Source organism: Bacillus sp. B4EP4a, from assembly GCF_006680105.1.
Taxonomy (GTDB): domain Bacteria; phylum Bacillota; class Bacilli; order Bacillales; family DSM-1321; genus Peribacillus; species Peribacillus simplex_E.
Map to the genome: position 1 here is coordinate 1 of NZ_VHIK01000025.1, position 17,816 is coordinate 17,816.

A 17,816-nucleotide genomic window follows, 5' to 3' on the forward strand; every position below is an offset into this window, starting at 1 on the left:
GAATTTTAACGATTTACTCGTGAGTTTTAACGATTTACTCGTGAAACTGCGTTTACTCGTGAGTTTTAGCAATTTACTCGTGAATTTTAACGATTTACTCGTGAATTTAGCCTGTTTACTCGTGAATTTTAACGATTTACTCGTGAATTTAGCCTGTTTACTCGTGAGTTTTAACGATTTACTCGTGAATTTCGCCGATTTACTCGTGAATTTTTATTGTTCTATTCTGTTTAAAAATGTTCATAACCCAATACACATAGTGGACAATGTGTCTTACATTCACTTCATTACTACTTTTGTTCTCCAACATAAAAAAAGCTGATTACTCAGCTCTTTTCCATCGCCATTTCCACTCACAGCGTTTTTCTAAATGAGTAGCACCATTTATCATAATCTAATTTCTCTTCATAGAAACGGTGGGCATCTTTTCGCCGGACTCCAGATTCCAATGCCACATATGCAGCTCCGTTTTCTTTTGCCCAGTTATGTATATAATTCAATAACTTCTCTCCATATCCAAATGAACGGTGGGCTGAATCTGTTACAAGGTCATAAATAAACACGTGACGTTTATTATAAAAGTTCACTCTCCAGCTTAAACCAGCCAATGATACAACCTGGTTATCTTTATATAAAGCAAACAAACAGTATCCATCTTTCCTCATTTCTTCAAGTAACTCCAGATATGTTTTTTGAGTTAAGTCAGTACGAAGCTGATTCATGATTGGAAAGGCTTCTAACCATTGTTCTTTATTGGTTAATTCTTGTATTGTTTCTATCGAATTCACATTAACACCCCTGAAAGTTTTATTAGAATGTATTTCAACTTCCAACACCGTAATTCCTTCCTTACTGTATTGCTTCGATATTGTTGTAATCGCTTGCAGAGGTAATCGATGGGAATCATGATGTTTAACCGTACTTTTTAACGGCTAAAGTATGACTAGATCAATAGTTTAACAAGCATGCGGTTCCTCATATGAAACAAGGCAACTCAGTAATCAACACAACATCGATCAACCCATATATAGGACATGCAACTTTGATGGATTATACAGCGACAAAAGGGGCAATCGTCGGATTCACACGCAGCCTTGCACAGAATGTGGCTAAAAAAGGGATCCGGGTCAATATGGTGGCACCAGGCCCGATTTGGACTCCGCTCATCCCGGCGACGTTCGACGAACAATCCGTTGCCGAGTTCGGTACCGAGGCACCACTTGGCCGCCCTGGGCAGCCGGCAGATCATGCAGGCGCCTATGTGCTGCTGGCATCTGATGAAGGTGCTTATATAACGGGACAGTGCATTCACATCAATGGCGGGATCACGATGTCCTCATAAACCCAAAACGACCGAAAAGCATGATGCTTTTCGGTCTTTCATTTCCAGCTGCAAATTCGAAATTTAATTTCCTATGCCGGGCGAATTCATTAAAACTATTCTCCAACCATCCGGATCTTCAATGGTAACACCGGATTTTTCCCAATATGGATTTTCCGGAGAAACCGGTTCATACCCCATACCTTTCAATCTATTCGTGATATCTTCAATGGTTTTACGTTCAGGAATATAAAAGACAAGCAGATTATCTTGTGATGGGGCAGGACAAGGACTGCCATCTTTATGCTGAGTAAACTCCAGGTGATAGCTGGAGTCAGGAAGCCCAATCATGATGCCATCATATCCCTCATGCCCTTCAAAAGAACCGATTTTTTTCAAGCCTAATCCTTCACAATAGAAGTTTACAACCTTTTTTAGTTGATCAGTAGGACGTGCAACCCGGATTTGTGCTACTTTCATTTCATTTGGCCATTTACTTTCCATTGTCCCATCCCTCTCTGAAAATCGAATTATACTATTAGCCTTTATAGCTAACCTGCCCAGTTTCAATTAATTCCTTCAGTCCCATAAACATTAAGTTCCAGCCATGTTCAGATCCATCGTGATACTCCCCAAGAGCTTTTTCGATATCGGATTCTATCCAATTTTCTTCATGAGGAACGATGATGTTTTGATAAAATGTCATTTCACAGCCTTGTTGAAGTTCTTTCAGCTCAACTGTAATTGTATCTTCTGATTCACTGAACTGCGGCATTTTAAAAGTGAACACTAATTTATTGGGAGAGTCCATTTCAAGGTACTCCCCTATCGCCCGATAATCTTTTCCATCGCGATGATCAATAATTTCCCAAGTACCTCCCACTTGAGGATCATTTTTTGCCACCTTATTTGTCCCTTCCAATGTAAAAAACCATTGTCTCATCATCTCAGGGTTCAGCCATGCATCAAAAACCCTTTCAGGCACTACATCAAAATTTCTTGTCATCTTTAAAGTGGTTGTTGAGTATTTTTCCATTTACATGCTCCTTACGTCAATTTTATCGGTTTACCTTTTTACATACTTTTCAATTCCTCTTTTGAGACAGCACGCCAACCGTGTGCTTCCAGTTTTTCTATATAAGTTTCCATCTTGATTTCCTCAATTTCCAACGCTAGCGGGTGAAGCGAAACAAAACATTCATTCGAAGCATAATTGATCGAAACCTTTACAACTTCATATCCATTATGAAATCCTGAATCGAATCCTGGATCATCGATTATATCCCCTTTAACAGGACGAATATCAGATTCAAATGTTCTCATCATTGATATACCCTTTTCTTGTTCTTTTACTGATGTAATGAAGATCATTAAATTTATTTTCAATGCAGTCTCCTTTTCTCTAATCTGCGCCGCCACCCTTGTTCCAATTGGGGATTAAGCATCTGTTGGTTCTTTAAGACCTAGGTGGTCACAATTTCCTTTTTCATATTTTGAAAGGAATAAATATCGTTTGTAACTTTAAATGGTTCCCCGTTCTTGGAGAAAATTGCACTTCCATTTGGTATTGCATATACTTTTCGTTCATTTGATAGGGGAATTAATTCTCCATCTATATTATCCTCGTAATGGACCTCAACGCTAAACCCAACTAATCCTAAGCCCTTGATTACTACCGTTTCTGGATAGTCTTTATCTTTTGTTATTATGCAATCATTACAGAAAGCTAATGAACCCGCACTATATCCAATGATTAAACCTTGAAAGTCTTTGATAATTGGGGCAAGTCCTTTTTCCTCTACTACATGAATTAACCTTTCTGGCTTTCCACCAATAAAGTACAAAATATCATGTTCTTTTATAGACCTTTTCATTTCTTTGTCCGAAAGGTCTTCGTTTAATAATTCAACGCTTACATTATCCATTATTGAAAAAGCTTGTCTGATACTTGCCATCCAACTTTCATATCTGGAATTGTCAGTAGCAAAAGGGATTATTAAAATCTTAGCATCGGGTTTAATCATTTTTGAAAGTTCCAGAAACACTTCACCTAATTCATTATTATTGTGATTTCCGCCACCGATAAAACAAATTTCCATATATGTCCCCCATTTATTCACCTGCTATTCTTAAAATATTCTATGTAAAAAGGACAATACCTTTATATGTCACCGCTCTTCAGCTAATCTCCCCCGATAGTGACATAAAAAAAGACGGTTTTACCGTCTAATAGATTGCACTAGTTTTATTAGTAAAAACAAAACTAATATTGCGAAAAGAGAAGATAAAATTTATCCTGGAATATTTATAGTAATTAACAAATTCACACTGCCCGATTAATACTATTTACCAAGTTTTAGGTGTTAAACTAATGATGGGGTTAGTACGAATAAAATATGATTAGGTTCATCACTCTTGTTCAAAAATCGGTGTTTAACATTTGGTGGAATACGTACGACATCTCCTTCATCTAAAAAATATTCGGTTCCTTCCAGTTCAACATATGCTTGACCTTTCATAACCACAGCAATCTCTTCTTTATTGTCATGTGAGTAATGACTCTCAGTAGTAGTAGAATGTGCATTCAAATCCATCATTAAGAGTTCAATATGTGCTTTCATAAAATCTGGTGTTAATACATCATATACAATATGATCACTATTTTCTCGATATACTTTCTTTCGATCTTGCTTTCTGGAAATGAGGGAATCTGTATCAATTTCATTAACAAACAGAGTAAATAGTGGCACGTTTAGTGCTTTTGCAATTAACTCTAGTACACTTAACGACGGATTCCCTTGTCCTCTTTCAATTTGGCTAATAAGTGATGTGCTAATTCCCGCATAATCAGCAAACTCACGAATTGTCATACCATTCTTCTTACGATAGTTTAATACTGTTTGTCCTAAGCGATGATTTTTCATGGCATATGCCCCTTTTAAAATAATGTATGTTTGATGTCTTTTGTGCTGACATTCTAAACATGGAGAAATAATTCTTTTTCCAATAACATAAATATTTTATACTTACATTTGTACATTATAATATATAATTTTTATTATAGTAAACAAACGTCAAGGGGGAACAGTATTGAAGTCACCACTTATTTCTTACACGATCTTATTTTTGGGCGTATTTGCATTGTCTACTTCAGCAATCTTTGTGAAATTAGCAGATGCACCTGCGACAATTACAGCATTTTATCGGATGCTTTTTACAGCAGTAATGCTTTTGCCATTTTTATTAGTAAATAAAAAGAACCGTAAAGAAATACGTTCGTTGTCAAAAAAACAATGGGGACTTGGATTACTCTCAGGTTTATTTCTGGCAGCACATTATTTATTGTGGTTTGAATCATTAAATTACACATCAGTAGCAAGTTCGACTGTCATCGTCACATTACAACCACTTTTTTCGATGGTTGGCGGTTACTTTCTATTCAAAGAGCACTTCAGTAAAGGCGCTATAATGGGCTGTCTCGTAGCGATTGCAGGAAGTATTGTCATTGGATGGCAAGATTTTCAAATTAGTGGCCAGGCATTATTTGGCGATATACTTGCTTTTATTGCAGCAGGTGTTATAACGGCCTACTTCTTCATTGGCCAGCATGTTCGTAAAAGATTATCTCTTATCCCTTATTCAATCATCGGTTATACCAGTAGCGCACTATTTTTAAGTATTTTTGTTTTCAGCCAGCAAACTTCTTTCGTCAATTATTCCAAACAAACATGGTTGTCCTTTATTGGATTAGCGTTTATTGCAACGATATTAGGGCAAACGGTTTTTAATTGGTTGTTGAAATGGCTAAGTACCTCAGTTATTTCAATGAGCATATTAGGAGAGACGATCGGAACTTGTATACTCGCATATTTCATTTTGGATGAGGTCATTTCTTTACAACAAGGTATAGGAATCGCACTCATCTTAATTGGTCTAGCATTATTTTTACTACAGCAAAGAAATAACAAATAAATAATTGGAGTACAAGTGATTTAATTTAATGACAGTTATTAGAAGCTTGTTCAACTAAAGGAGGCATTAATTGAATCACTCCTACACTTTATCACTTAGACGTATTAACTAAATAAAAGTTGTGTTTTTGCATTTAAAAAATCTCTAAAAGATTAGATTAGAGATTTTTTCGTTTTTTTATAGAACTGACTTTTAAATCAGTTGTCTTAGAAATAAGGTAAAAATCATGCTCTAAGCTCATGTTTTCCTCCTTAAAATAAGTTCCCCGTTAGATCTAATATTAGTATTCCTTATGGAACTATCCTGCCCATTTAGTTTAAGTACATTTTTTCACAATCTCAATAGTGTAGAGCCTTTTTAGACACAATCCAATCACCTACAAAATAGAGTTCATAATGTCCATATGACTTGTATCAGAATGCTTATCGTTGTAAATACGCATTATCCTGATGCTCCCCCTATATAAGGTAATGAAGGTAGGTTGCTACTTATATCTAACTGATACAGATAAGCTATTGATATGTATAGAGGTCCTGGGTGGTGCTCAGAGGTACAGTGATGGTGAATCATATGTTCTATCAGTATGCTTTTCAATGAGTGAACCAGCAGTGACTGTGAGGTGCAGTCTGTTGTGTATCCCTACCAATGATAGATGATATGTCTAATGCGTTATTTCGTTATGCTTATGATGATTGATGTATCATGCTATGAGTAAGCAAGGAGCATGACGTTATGATGATAGGTAGTTCAATCGATGATGGATACAACATAGAGAGCACAAGAAGAGAAGCATATCAAGCAGGTCAAGGTAAACAATGTTTACCCTCCATTGATAGAAGATTCAGTTACAAATCCGCAGGGATCCAAATGAGTTCGAGGAAAAACTTAAAGGTAAGCCCTACCACTTTCATAAAAAATCACTTTTTTACCTATAATAATGTGTGAAGTGTCGTTCACACTACAGGACCCAAAACGCGGTTTGACCGTGAACTTTAAAAATCTAATCTTTACATTTTCAAAGGAAAAAACATATAAAAATATGTTATATTATGGAACAACAAAGAAGGAGGAATTGTTCAATGAAATACCATTATAATTTTATAATTGATGGAAAGCTCATCGAAGTTGAGGAAAGAAATTATGAACGTGCTGAGCAGCGTGCTAAAGAAATTCTGGCAGAAATGAATCAAATAAAAGCCAAAAAATAAAAGCCTAATCGAGACTAAAAATCTTGGTTAGGCTTTTATTTTTGCTTTTTTTAATTTCCCCCTACTTCTATGGAGCATTTCACGAGTTTTTCTTTCATTTACAGGATTTGTTCAATGATGAGTATACATTGTCTGACAACTGCTTGGGTTAAATTAAAAAGTGCAGGGGTCACTGTTGCTACCTTAAAATTAGGTTATCATTATTCTGTTGGTGATTATGGGTTGAAAATGAGATATTGTGATGTAGCAGGAACAAAAGGTACTGTTTGGTCAAGTGTAGATGCTTCATGTGAAGTTTCTGATTCAAAAGCTGAAAAAGTAGGTTATGATATGAATGCTGTAGGAACTTATAAAATGAATGGTAAACTTACTAAGGCTATATAGTTCTTACTAGTTATCTCCAACTTACTTCTTTAAAGAAAACTAGTAAAGTTGCTCGTGTTTATCAAAGATACACATATAGAGATTAAAATTTTTAATGGGGTTGAATTAAAATGAATGTATCGTCTTCTTATTTTATATTTGGTTTAATAAACATGATTTTAATGATTGGAGCTATACCAGCTATCATATACGCTTTATATTTATTACGAAAAATTTCAAAAAAATTAAGTAAAAAAAGGAAGAGGGACTTTTGTAGTTCCTCTTCCTTTTTTGTGCCTTTGTTTCTTCAGCAAATTACATTAAGAAAAATTTCAAAACACTTCCTATTATAAAATCGTAATTTTATTTCCGTAATCTCCCAACACGCAAGGTGTTAAGGGTACATTCGTAAAACGTATCAATGACGGTAAATTGAGAACTCGTGTCGATGCTGATGATGCAGGTGTTACAGCATCTGCTATTACTGGTTGGTTCACTACTGTATATAACAAAGTAATATCTATGGGCTACCTTCGGGTAGCTCTCTTTTTATTTGTCTTAATCAACTAACGCACCCGTTAGTTGAACAAGGTTTAAATTATCCCTGACGTAATATCTTTTGAAACATTCTCGGTTGATGTTTTTCAAAACCTTTTATCAGCCACCGATAATGGCAGCTGATAAATTTTAATATTTAGATACCATATTGACTTTTAAATTCAAAAATCTCATCAACCGCTTGGTGATATCCACCCGATTTTTGAAAGGATTCCCTTATACTCGAAACAGCTTTATGGAAAGATGGGTCGTTTAACACATGATCTGCGGCTTCACGCAGTTGATTTGCATTCAAGCTTTGCATTTGTAATTTAATACCTGCTCCGATATTGGCAACTTGTTGAGCAATAATTGGCTGATCCGCGCTTTGTGGGATTACAATTAGCGGAACCCCGTAGTAGAGTCCCTCATTGGTACTATTCATACCACCATGTGTGATAAATAATTTAGTGTATTTTAGCACTTCCGTTTGTGGAACATATTTTTTCACAATGAAGTTTTGGGGGATATCTCCTAAATCAATTAGTGGGGTTTGTTGACCGATCGACATTACAACCGTGTGATTGCTATTTCCAAATGCTTCAAAACAAAGCTTATAAAAATCAACAGCACGGTTAAAAACTGTCCCGAGTGAAATGTAAATGGGACTTTTTCCTTTGATAGCAGCAAGGTCAAAGTTATCCTGTTTTAATCGTGAAGAGATGGATGGACCTACAAATTTGTATGTTTTGTCGAATGCTTCTCCAAAAGGTTGAAACTCCCTAGTTGTATAAACGATTGTAAGTGGTGCAGGATTACAAAAAACTTCGTAAGGAGAATGGATCTCCACATCATATTTCCCCTTCACCATTCCCGTCAGGCTTTGAAATTCATCGTATATACGTTTAACTATTTCTGTAGGGATTTCTTTAGAAAGCTGTTCCAACATTTTATCGAATGATGCTTTTGTCTGCGCAAAAGAAGTACAAGAATTGATTGCAGGAAGCTTAAGGATTTTGGCAAGTAAATGTCCACAACCAAACATAGAATCGTGGATGATGTAATCAAAATGCTCTCCTTTGATCTGTTCAAGAACGCTAGGTATGACGATATCTACCGTACGTAAAAGACCGTTGATTCTTTCGAGTAAATAATTTCTTCCACCTGAGATAAAAGCTTTTATAAATTTTTCACCGTCAAATGTTCGTACAGTAGCTCCCGTCTTCTCAATACGCTCTCGAAAAGCTTCTATCGTAAAGTACACTACCTCTTCTCCACACGAAATAAGCTCTTGCACAACTCCAAGAGTTGGATTGATATGTCCTTCTGATCCACCATTAATAAATAAAACACGTGCCATTTTATCACTCCTTAGGTAATTCTGTAAGAGTATGGTCACTGTCCCATACCCTTCCCAACTCAAATAATTTAAATTTATCATAGTACAATACTTGAAAACCTCAAACTCCTAATCACCCTTGTAATCTAAAATTAATATCGTTTAGGTACCATTCTTCTTCAAATAAAGGGCCAGATTGTTCTTTTTCTATTTTTCTTATGTACAGATGATCGTCCTTTTAGGCATTATCTAATTATTACTATGAATTGCTTGAGCAGATGAAATGATTAAATCTTTCAAAACTTAAAATCTTCGCTTCAAAAATACAAATACAAACATAGCCTTATCAAAAAGAAAAAGACCGAAATTAAACGGTCTTTGTTTGTAAAGTATTGTTTGAAGGTGGTGCACGCACCGTTTCTGCTTTTTTACAATCGCTTATTTTTCTTCCTCTGTGGTGTGTTTTTATTTATTTGGTTATCTCAATCCTGTGCACCTAGTCCAAGCCTTTTGAGAAGATTCGCTAACTGTATTTTTTCCTCATTACTTATAAAAGACAAATTTTTAGATATGACTTCAACGTGTTGGGGAAAGATTTCTTTAAATAAACTTTGTCCTTTGTCAGTTAGAACTACGTTTGAAGCTCGGCGGTCTGTTGGACTTGGCTCCCTTTTAACGAATTCTTTTTTTTCAAGTTTATCCACAACGTAAGTGATGCTCCCACTTGGAATAGACAATTTTTCACTAATTTTTTGAATGGAGTGGGGTCCCTTATTATAAAGAAGTTCCAGAATCATAAAATTCTCTGAACTAATTCCGTGTCTTTCAATATCTTTAACGACATGACCAAAAATAGTTTTACTTGCCTTAAGCCAGATACGGAAAAGACGTAGATCAATCTGGCTTTGTTCATCTCCTTGATACATTCACCGAACCTCCTATTACAACTAACTTTTGAAATTACAATTGGTTATTTTGGTTTTCTGTATAAAGGATAATCAACTTCAGTCGGAACTTCAATTAGGAAGATTCTAAAGTCTTTATCTAATGCTTGAATTGTTACGTCTCCGCCCTGTCCTGATTGAACGATGGCAAAATCTTTTTCTGCTACACGAGTGGGTTCATTCGTGTCTAATGAAAATGCTCCATCGCCTCTGATGGCTAAACCAGCTAATATACGATCCGATGAAATGCCATGAGTATATACTGTTCCCTTTGGAATGATTACATCCCACATCGAAGCATCTGTCACGATTTTCATTGACGAATCATTTCCTAGTAATGTTTTTATTTTCACACCATCTTTATCCGTTATAGAAAAATCATTGGAGTCGTATTGTGAATAAGACGGTGTACGTTTTACAGCCTGACTTAAATGCGGTTCAAACCAGATTTGAAAGATTTCCGATGGTTCTTTTAATGCTTCTGCATGATACACACCGGAGCCTGTTTGCATGAGCTGGGTTCCCCCTTCTTCTACAACACTTTCCGTACCAAGTGTATCCCGATGATAAGCTTTACCCTTTATCACATAGGTGATGATTTCAAAACCTTGATGTGGGTGCAGCCCAATTTCTGCACGTTCTTGAGAATGACCCCAAGCCCAGTAAAATAATGGTCCTAGTCGATTTATTAGAGACCCTTCTCCAGAAAAGCCAATCGGTTTTTGCTCTTTTATTTTACCGTCATCAAACTGCCCGTGTGCTTGATCTTCTGGTTTAATAATTTTAATTTCCATTTTTAACCCTCCTATAGGTCAATTGGCTATTTATCCAAGCAAAGCTCCGAAATTTATAAGTAGAACCACTAATCCAAGAATGAATAAAATGATCGGCATCATCATTTGTTTTACAGTATCTTTCATTTTAATATGAGTAAAAACGGCACCAATCATCGTTATTACAATGAATAATCCTCCCCATGCAGCTAAACTCTCATTCCAAATACCTGCGATAACCAATACCGCTGAAACGACTTCTGCCATACCTGTAAACACTCTAAACCATCCTGGATACCCATAATGCTTAAACCCTTCCACCATTTGCTTTGATCCGAACTTCATAAATCCAAACATTAGGAATCCCAATCCTAATATAACTTGAAGAATAATTGACAATACACTCATTATTTCTCTCCCCTTTTTCCATTTATTTCACTATTTTTTATCCTATAATTATTTATCCTAACATTAGGATAAATATAGCCTAACATTAGGATATGTTTCATGTCAACAAAAATACCAATTTAGTTATTCAGTTGCTGTTTTACTATTCATGATTATTTTCATTAAACTAACCCGCCCCTTTTACTCCACAAAAAAAAGGCTGCCGCAGCAACCCCTGTTATTGAAGTAATGGACCTGTTAATATATCCCCCGCTTAATTTAACCTTTCATTATCTAACAATTCCTCCTCATCACTTAACATATTGATAAATTTCATTAAAGACGCAGGTGCATACTTATCTTTTCGATAAATGAATACTGTTTTGACTTTTCCGTTTAGATTCGGAATTGAATGTTGTCTAAGGCCGTCTTGTTCATGCTTTGCAATAACACTTTGTGGAAGCATACTTATTCCTAGACCAGCTGCGACACAACCGATGATCCCATCTATAGTGCCAAATTCCATTATCTTATTTGGTATCATCTTCTCTTGTTTTAACCATAGTTCAAACTTTTCCCGATAAGCACATCCTGCATGAAAGACAAGCAGCGTCCTTGTTTGAATATCTTCGATAGAAGATATAGGAGGATGAACTGTATCTGTAATGAGAATTAGTTCCTCTTCGAATACTTCTTTCTGAACGAGATCGGGGTGATTAATGGGTCCAGCCACAAAGGCTCCGTCCAATTCATTCTGAAGGACTGCTTGAATATTTTGTTCAGTAGAGCCTGTTTTTAAAGTTAAATCGACCTCTGGAAAATCTTTATGATACTTTGAAAACAAGACTGGTAAGCGAACTGCTGCGGTTGTTTCCATTGAACCAATATTTAACGGACCTCTAGGTGTTTGATCATCATTCATCATATTTTTGGTTTCTTCTATGAGGTCGAATATTTTTTCTGTATATGTTAGCAACATGCTTCCTTTGTCAGTTAATGCAGTGCCGCGATTATGTCTATAAAAAAGAGTTGTTTGAAGATCCGATTCCAACTGCTGTATTTTCATCGTGATATTTGACTGTGCATATTGAAGTTCCCTTGCTGCTTGAGAAATGCTCCCCATCTTAGCAACACTCTGGAAAATTTTTAATGAATGCAAATCCAAAATAATCTCTCCTTAGTTGATTTATCCTTTAGCCATCATTAAGAGTGATACCAAATATAAATTTTAAGTATTATACCATATAGCAAAGAAAAGATATGCTTATAATATCCTACATTTCAATTGGACACTCTAAAACCATTATTTATTTTGAGGGGAGATACACAAAATGCCATTATTACGTTTTGATTTGGTAGAAGGAAGAAGCGAAGAAACGTTAAAAAAATTATTGGATTCGACTCACCATGCGATGGTGGAAGCTTTCCAAGTACCTGAAAGTGATCGTTATCAAATAGTTCATCAGCACCCGCCGCATGAGCTAATAATCGAGGATACCGGACTGGGGTTTAAAAGAAGCAAAGACCTAGTAATCATTAGTATTGTAAGTAAAAAAAGAACTGAAAAACAGAAAGAAACCTTATACTCACTTCTTGCTCATAAACTTGAATCGGACTGTGGGATTTCTCCACAGGACTTGATGGTTTCTATAACAGAAAACAGCGATGCTGACTGGAGTTTTGGACGAGGGGAAGCACAGTTTCTAACAGGTTCATTATAGCTATAAAGGTATGCTTAACGTATACAATTTCATTGGAGGAGAATCTTTGAAGAATCAAACTTATCTTTTTTTAATAGGGGGAATATTTTCTTTAATCATTGCTATGGGGATTGGAAGATTTGCATATACTCCCATCCTTCCCCTTATGCAAAAAGAACTTTCTTTATCAAATACAGTTGCTGGTTATATAGCATCCAGTAATTACGCAGGATATTTGCTTGGAGCAATTTTAGCAGGTGCCATTCCTTTTAAGAAGTATAGAACCATTTTGTTAAGAATAAGTCTAATCATCAGTATCTTAACCACTGCCCTAATGGGTCTCTCATACTCTCATTTACTTTGGAATGGACTTCGCTTTCTTTCAGGGTTTGCCAGTGCGTTTGTGTTGGTCTTAGCCTCCGGTATCGTGTTAGATAAACTTGCAACTATAAGAAAAACCAGTTGGTCAGGGATTTTTTATGGGGGAGTAGGTTTGGGAATCTTTTTATCCAGTCTAATGATTCCGAGTTTAAACCATTTATTTCGGTGGGAAGGAACATGGATAGGATTAGCTGTTGTGAGTGGAATTCTTGCGATCTTTGTATGGATCTGGCTCGATGAAACCCCTACCGTTGTCGAGAAGAAAAATAAACAAGCTATGATTGTAAAAGTACCTCCCGCTAAATGGCTTACATGGTTGATTATTGCGTATGGTTTAGAAGGATTGGGTTACATTGTTACCGGAACGTTTATCGTATCCATCGCTGAAAAGACCACATACTTTCATAATGGTGCTACCTTAGTTTGGATGATGGTGGGATTGGCTGCGATTCCATCGTGTCTCATCTGGTCTTTACTAGCTAAAAAATGGGGATTCATTAAATCTTTAGTGCTTGCAATGGCTCTGCAATCCTTTGGTATTGCGATGCCAGCCTTTTGGATGTCAAAAACTAGTTTTGTCATAAGTGCTTTATTATTTGGAGCCACGTTTATGGGTATCACCACCCTGGCTACAACATTGGGACGGGAAATGAATCCATCTGATAGCAGTCGGACGATTGGCATGCTTTCTGCTATTTATGCTATTGGACAGTTGATAGGACCAACCCTTGCTGGGGTTTTATCATCACTCACACATGATTTTAATGCTGCTTTTATTGGCGCAGCAAGTGTTGTCTTCTTTGGGGCAATTTTGCTTTCAAGTGGGATTCATTTCGAGATCAACCCTAACGTTCATCCATCCAATATAAAAAAAACAGAAGAGAATTAATTAGGATTAATATACAAAATTGGGGGAGTCATTGATGTTAAATAATGAAATGATGAAGCATTTGAAGATTAAGAATCCTATTATACAAGCTCCTATGGCTGGCGGGATCACCACTTCGAATTTAGTAGCCGAGGTATCCAATGCTGGGGGACTTGGAATGATCGGAGCAGGCTATCAGACACCAATACAAACGAGAGAGCAGATTAGAGAAATCAAGCAGTTAACTTCAAACCCTTTCGGCATCAATCTATTCGTGCCAAACGAATTTAACGTAACGCCTGACGCAGTCCAATCAGCTAACCAGCTTTTACACACCATTCGTAAGCAATTAAATTTAGAACAAACAGACAGCTTTGACGTTCCTGAGTATAAAAAAATTTATGAAAGCTTCATTGAACAAGTTAAGGTTGTCATTGAAGAGAATGTATCTATTTGTTCCTTTACATTTGGTATTCCTCCTAAGGAAGTGATTAATGAATTAAAACAGCATATCATCACTCTTATAGGAACAGCTACAACGGTAAGGGAAGCCGTTGAAAATGAAAAAGCGGGAATGGATATGATTGTTATGCAAGGCAGTGAAGCTGGCGGGCATCGCGGGAACTTTATTGATGGTCATCAGGAGAGCCTAGTAGGTTTAATGTCACTTATTCCGCAGGCTGTTGACAATGTAAGCATACCTGTTATTGCTGCAGGAGGAATTATGGATGGAAGAGGATTAATGGCTTCACTCTTCTTAGGAGCACAAGGTGTACAAATGGGTACAGCTTTCTTGACTTGTATAGAAAGTGGGGCACATAAGGTACATAAAGAAGCCATTTTGAATGCTGATGAAGACCAGACAACCTTTACTCGTGCCTTTTCTGGTAAATGGGCAAGAGGTATTAAAAACAAATTCATTGCAGATATGCTGGAGCATGAATTGCTTGTACCCGATTTTCCTGTTCAAAACCTATTAACTCAAGTAATTAGAAAAACGTGCAGTGGACAAAATAATCCAGATTTCATGTCACTCTGGTCTGGACAAAGTCCAAGATTAGCCAAGAGTCAAACCGTTGAAAGATTAATGAACGATATTATGTCTGAAGCTAAAATGTTGAGGCAGCAGCTCACTGCTCTTTAATAAATCTAAAATTGCCATTCATACTATAAGGTCACCAGATATTCCTGGTGACCATTTTTTGCATCGTTTTTAAAGGCTTTCATCCAATCTTGCCTGTTTAATAGTACCTCCGCTGCATTAAACGATTGTAACTCGGAATCATAATCAGGACAAAATCCCATCTAGTTTTTAGGTTTATCCAATCCTTCTTCTTTAATAATCCCTTCTAACGAGATTCCCCGTGGTAAATTAGGGTCTCCATCTGTACTAAACGTTTCACTGCAATGTGTATTTGTTACAGTAAAATAGGAGCTGGAGTACTCGTAGTCATCTATTTGTACACCTTCCGAACCTCCAAGATTAATGCAGGAATCATCAATTCTTTCTTTATTTCCTTCTTTATCAATATAAAAATATTGATTATTGATAATCCCTTCTCTTTCAGGAAGTGGGCTGAGTGTGTAACCTTTTTCATTAATTCGATAAATATCAAAGTCTTCACTTTTTTTAGGTCTTGGAGCATCCTTGATATTGTACACCACTCTAACTTCACCCTCATACCCTTTTGGAATGAGATAGAATTCATTTGTATGCTTTTCAAACAATTGACCCGAGACAGTCATTGACCCATATAATGCTAAAGAGAATAAGATAACAGTAGATAGCGTGTTCGTAATTATTACCTTATTGGCCGGCTTTATCCCCCTGTTGTGTTTTCTCATTCTCTGCCATTCTTCTGATAAGAAGAAGAGAAAAGAGCAGATGACCGCATAAATTCCGAGTTCTCCTAAAAATATGGAGGGCAGAAAACCGAACAACAGGTAGAACAAGGATGCGAAAATAAATCGATTCTTTCCGATCTTCATTGTTACAAAATCCGAAAGAAAGGAAACGGGTGACCCGTAAACAACATTTCCTATGAAGGCATATACCATCGCGAATATAAAATAGATTGGCAAACCTGTTCGAAGTTCCAATAGGAGAAAGAATCCTCCGAAAATAATGCTGACAATCAAAACAGATTTAAGCTTTGTGAAAAGCATATCTTTCATTTTTATTCCCCTTTTGTTTTTTCATCTCTACATTCGTACAAAGAGCCTTAATCAAAGCCTTTGCAAACAATTTATAAAGGGATAAAGTCATATCCCCATTGGTGAAAACACTCGGTCAGCATATAGTACCCTGTCTCCTCATCTCGGTTGATCCACATTGCTGTCTACTTTCCATAACCGAAATGGGATATATCTAGAACACCCACTTTTACTTTTTTTACTTATGTACAGATGATAGTGGTTTTAAGCATTATCTTTATTGATCCACAAGAAAAAGAGCTGCCACAGCAACCCTGTTATTGATGTAAAGCACCCGCTAGCATATTAATAAAATTTATTGATTGTCATCAGGTTCTTCTTTATCACTCATTGTTTTCTGATTCTTACTAATATGATTAGCTATATATAAAAGTAAACCAAAACTCCCGCCAACAAGTACCCCGAAACCTGAACCAGCAGCTCCCCACTCCAAGGCGTAAAAAACTATCACACCGAGAAGAACATATGAAAAAACTGTATCAATCTTAATCAAATCCAACCTTCTCCTTTACTGCAATATAAATTCATTTCAAATGCATTAACCCGTTGTTGAACTAACTTGCCTCATTAGCTGCTTAAGCACAATATTATAGAATATGTTTAAAGATTGAAGAAAAGCTCCTGTTAGTTTAATTTTCCTGAAAATCACTACTGTATTAAATGACCTTAAAGTAATGTAACCAGACAAAGATAAATGGGATGGAGAGATAATAAATGTTTATTAAGCATCCTAAAGTCATTACGTACTTTATGAATCTTTTCTTAATAAGAATGGACAAAAATAGCCCAATAACCGGTAATAGCTATTTGTATCGTTATATTAACAAAATTGTGCATCCCCCAAGGACTAACATTCAACATCCCCTTACTATGGATGAACAATAAAGTTCCTGATAATATCCAAATCAAACTAGTAATAAATATATATATTACATTTCTCATCTTTATCTCCCTTTACAGAGTCCCCAGTCTTCTTAGTAAAACTTTAACACATAATTCCATTTATTTGGTTACATATTACCTGAATTATCCTTCCCCTTTTACTCCAAAAAAAAAAGGCTGCCGCAGCAACCTTCCTTATTACGATATCTAATCAATTCATTTTTCCAATGCCATATTAACAGTATCAACGGCATGGATTGCGGCCGTATCAAATAATGGCACTTCTGAATCCTCTGGTTTTATCAGTAATCCAATTTCGGTGCAGCCTAATATTATTCCTTCCGCTCCTTCATCCACTAATCTCTTGATGACCTTTTTGTAATAATCTCTTGATGATTGTTGGATTTCCCCTAAACATAATTCTTCATAAATTACTTTATTGATCACTTTTCTATCCTCGTCATTTGGTATCAAAACCTTGATACCATTAGACTCAATTCGTGTTTTATAAAAGTCTTGCTCCATCGTATATTTAGTGCCAAGTAAACCAACCGTACTGATTTTGGACTTTTTAATTTGTTTTGCGGTTGAATCAGCAATGTGTAAAATCGGTAAACTGACTTTTTCTTCAATATATCCGACCACTTTATGCATCGTATTTGTACAGATCACAATCATTTCGGCACCTGCCTTTTCCAAAGACAGAGCTACATCGCCTAATAATTTACCGGAACTTTCCCAATCTCCGTCAGCTTGATAGCGTTCGATCTCTTCAAAATCCACGCTATATAAAATGCACTTGGCTGAATGCAATCCTCCCAATTTGGCTTTTACTTCCTCATTAATGAGTAGATAATATTCCAGCGACGATTCCCAGCTCATTCCGCCAATAAGGCCAATAGTTTTCACAAAGATTCCCCTTTTCAT

At 36.2% G+C, this 17,816-nt stretch carries 21 protein-coding genes and 1 pseudogene; 8 read left to right on the top strand and 14 right to left on the bottom strand.

Annotated features, from left to right (window positions below; genetic code table 11):
• The coding region (locus tag FNK51_RS26955) for a hypothetical protein (protein ID WP_220126989.1) at nt 1-322 on the top strand (322 nt) is incomplete at its 5' end.
• A gap of 31 nt (nt 323-353) precedes the next feature.
• Here the strand turns inward: FNK51_RS26955 and FNK51_RS13365 are convergent.
• Entirely contained in the window at nt 354-788 is a 435-nt protein-coding gene (locus FNK51_RS13365) for a GNAT family N-acetyltransferase (RefSeq protein WP_286177225.1), read from the bottom strand.
• 173 nt (nt 789-961) lie between these two features.
• On the opposite strand from FNK51_RS13365, the pseudogene FNK51_RS13370 reads away from it, so the two are divergent.
• A pseudogene (locus tag FNK51_RS13370) lies at nt 962-1,342 on the top strand (SDR family oxidoreductase); the annotation flags it as partial.
• A 63-nt stretch (nt 1,343-1,405) separates the two neighbouring features.
• Here the strand turns inward: FNK51_RS13370 and FNK51_RS13375 are convergent.
• The 5 genes from FNK51_RS13375 to FNK51_RS13395 form a co-directional block, all read right to left on the bottom strand.
• Nucleotides 1,406-1,825 carry a VOC family protein gene (locus FNK51_RS13375; protein ID WP_098373419.1) on the bottom strand — a complete coding sequence of 140 codons (420 nt, stop codon included), beginning with the start codon at nt 1,823-1,825 and terminating at the stop codon, nt 1,406-1,408.
• Between the two features lie 34 nt (nt 1,826-1,859).
• Nucleotides 1,860-2,357: an SRPBCC family protein gene (locus tag FNK51_RS13380; protein WP_141993648.1), complete on the bottom strand. Its 498-nt coding sequence runs from the start codon at nt 2,355-2,357 to the stop codon at nt 1,860-1,862.
• A gap of 38 nt (nt 2,358-2,395) precedes the next feature.
• Complete coding sequence (locus FNK51_RS13385; protein WP_141993649.1) at nt 2,396-2,707, bottom strand: hypothetical protein; 312 nt, start codon at nt 2,705-2,707, stop codon at nt 2,396-2,398.
• Between the two features lie 77 nt (nt 2,708-2,784).
• A complete protein-coding gene (locus FNK51_RS13390) occupies nt 2,785-3,420 on the bottom strand; it encodes a Type 1 glutamine amidotransferase-like domain-containing protein (protein WP_141993651.1) in 636 nt (211 codons plus the stop codon).
• A gap of 264 nt (nt 3,421-3,684) precedes the next feature.
• The gene (locus FNK51_RS13395; protein WP_063235852.1) at nt 3,685-4,245 is read right to left on the bottom strand and encodes a helix-turn-helix domain-containing protein; all 561 of its coding nucleotides are present in this window, start codon (nt 4,243-4,245) and stop codon (nt 3,685-3,687) included.
• A 166-nt stretch (nt 4,246-4,411) separates the two neighbouring features.
• Here FNK51_RS13395 and FNK51_RS13400 point away from each other — a divergent pair, with 166 nt between their 5' ends.
• From FNK51_RS13400 to FNK51_RS13405, 3 genes are all read left to right on the top strand, one after another.
• Nucleotides 4,412-5,293 (top strand): DMT family transporter, encoded by an 882-nt coding sequence (locus FNK51_RS13400; RefSeq protein WP_098373421.1) that lies wholly within the window; start codon nt 4,412-4,414, stop codon nt 5,291-5,293.
• A 1,079-nt stretch (nt 5,294-6,372) separates the two neighbouring features.
• On the top strand, nt 6,373-6,501 hold the full coding sequence (locus FNK51_RS27200) for a hypothetical protein (RefSeq protein WP_255264169.1): 129 nt from the start codon (nt 6,373-6,375) through the stop codon (nt 6,499-6,501).
• Between the two features lie 114 nt (nt 6,502-6,615).
• Nucleotides 6,616-6,885 (top strand): hypothetical protein, encoded by a 270-nt coding sequence (locus tag FNK51_RS13405; RefSeq protein ID WP_141993653.1) that lies wholly within the window; start codon nt 6,616-6,618, stop codon nt 6,883-6,885.
• A gap of 673 nt (nt 6,886-7,558) precedes the next feature.
• Here FNK51_RS13405 and FNK51_RS13415 read toward each other — a convergent pair.
• The 5 genes from FNK51_RS13415 to FNK51_RS13435 all read right to left on the bottom strand — a co-directional run bounded on the left by FNK51_RS13415 (nt 7,559) and on the right by FNK51_RS13435 (nt 12,009).
• On the bottom strand, nt 7,559-8,761 hold the full coding sequence (locus FNK51_RS13415; protein ID WP_141993655.1) for a macrolide family glycosyltransferase: 1,203 nt from the start codon (nt 8,759-8,761) through the stop codon (nt 7,559-7,561).
• A 461-nt stretch (nt 8,762-9,222) separates the two neighbouring features.
• Nucleotides 9,223-9,666, bottom strand: a complete 444-nt coding sequence (locus FNK51_RS13420; protein WP_098372101.1) for a MarR family winged helix-turn-helix transcriptional regulator — start codon at nt 9,664-9,666, stop codon at nt 9,223-9,225.
• Nucleotides 9,667-9,710: 44 nt separating this feature from the next.
• The gene (locus tag FNK51_RS13425) at nt 9,711-10,478 is read right to left on the bottom strand and encodes a pirin family protein (protein WP_141993656.1); all 768 of its coding nucleotides are present in this window, start codon (nt 10,476-10,478) and stop codon (nt 9,711-9,713) included.
• Between the two features lie 30 nt (nt 10,479-10,508).
• The gene (locus FNK51_RS13430) at nt 10,509-10,865 is read right to left on the bottom strand and encodes a DoxX family protein (RefSeq protein ID WP_069981781.1); all 357 of its coding nucleotides are present in this window, start codon (nt 10,863-10,865) and stop codon (nt 10,509-10,511) included.
• A gap of 253 nt (nt 10,866-11,118) precedes the next feature.
• The gene (locus FNK51_RS13435; protein WP_141993658.1) at nt 11,119-12,009 is read right to left on the bottom strand and encodes a LysR family transcriptional regulator; all 891 of its coding nucleotides are present in this window, start codon (nt 12,007-12,009) and stop codon (nt 11,119-11,121) included.
• 166 nt (nt 12,010-12,175) lie between these two features.
• Between FNK51_RS13435 and FNK51_RS13440 the strand changes: the two genes are divergently transcribed.
• From FNK51_RS13440 to FNK51_RS13450, 3 genes are read left to right on the top strand one after another with little or no spacing between them, the layout of a single operon-like run.
• Complete coding sequence (locus tag FNK51_RS13440) at nt 12,176-12,565, top strand: tautomerase family protein (protein ID WP_141993659.1); 390 nt, start codon at nt 12,176-12,178, stop codon at nt 12,563-12,565.
• Between the two features lie 46 nt (nt 12,566-12,611).
• The gene (locus tag FNK51_RS13445; RefSeq protein ID WP_141993661.1) at nt 12,612-13,814 is read left to right on the top strand and encodes a YbfB/YjiJ family MFS transporter; all 1,203 of its coding nucleotides are present in this window, start codon (nt 12,612-12,614) and stop codon (nt 13,812-13,814) included.
• A gap of 34 nt (nt 13,815-13,848) precedes the next feature.
• Nucleotides 13,849-14,937 (top strand): NAD(P)H-dependent flavin oxidoreductase, encoded by a 1,089-nt coding sequence (locus FNK51_RS13450; RefSeq protein WP_141993662.1) that lies wholly within the window; start codon nt 13,849-13,851, stop codon nt 14,935-14,937.
• Nucleotides 14,938-15,098: 161 nt separating this feature from the next.
• Here the strand turns inward: FNK51_RS13450 and FNK51_RS13455 are convergent, their stop codons facing one another.
• From FNK51_RS13455 to FNK51_RS13465, 3 genes are all read right to left on the bottom strand, one after another.
• On the bottom strand, nt 15,099-15,968 hold the full coding sequence (locus FNK51_RS13455; protein ID WP_141993664.1) for a DUF6843 domain-containing protein: 870 nt from the start codon (nt 15,966-15,968) through the stop codon (nt 15,099-15,101).
• Nucleotides 15,969-16,302: 334 nt separating this feature from the next.
• Entirely contained in the window at nt 16,303-16,500 is a 198-nt protein-coding gene (locus FNK51_RS13460; RefSeq protein ID WP_141993665.1) for a hypothetical protein, read from the bottom strand.
• Between the two features lie 605 nt (nt 16,501-17,105).
• Nucleotides 17,106-17,798, bottom strand: coding sequence for an aspartate/glutamate racemase family protein (locus FNK51_RS13465; RefSeq protein ID WP_141993666.1), 693 nt, complete (start codon nt 17,796-17,798; stop codon nt 17,106-17,108).
• Nucleotides 17,799-17,816 lie beyond the last annotated feature (18 nt).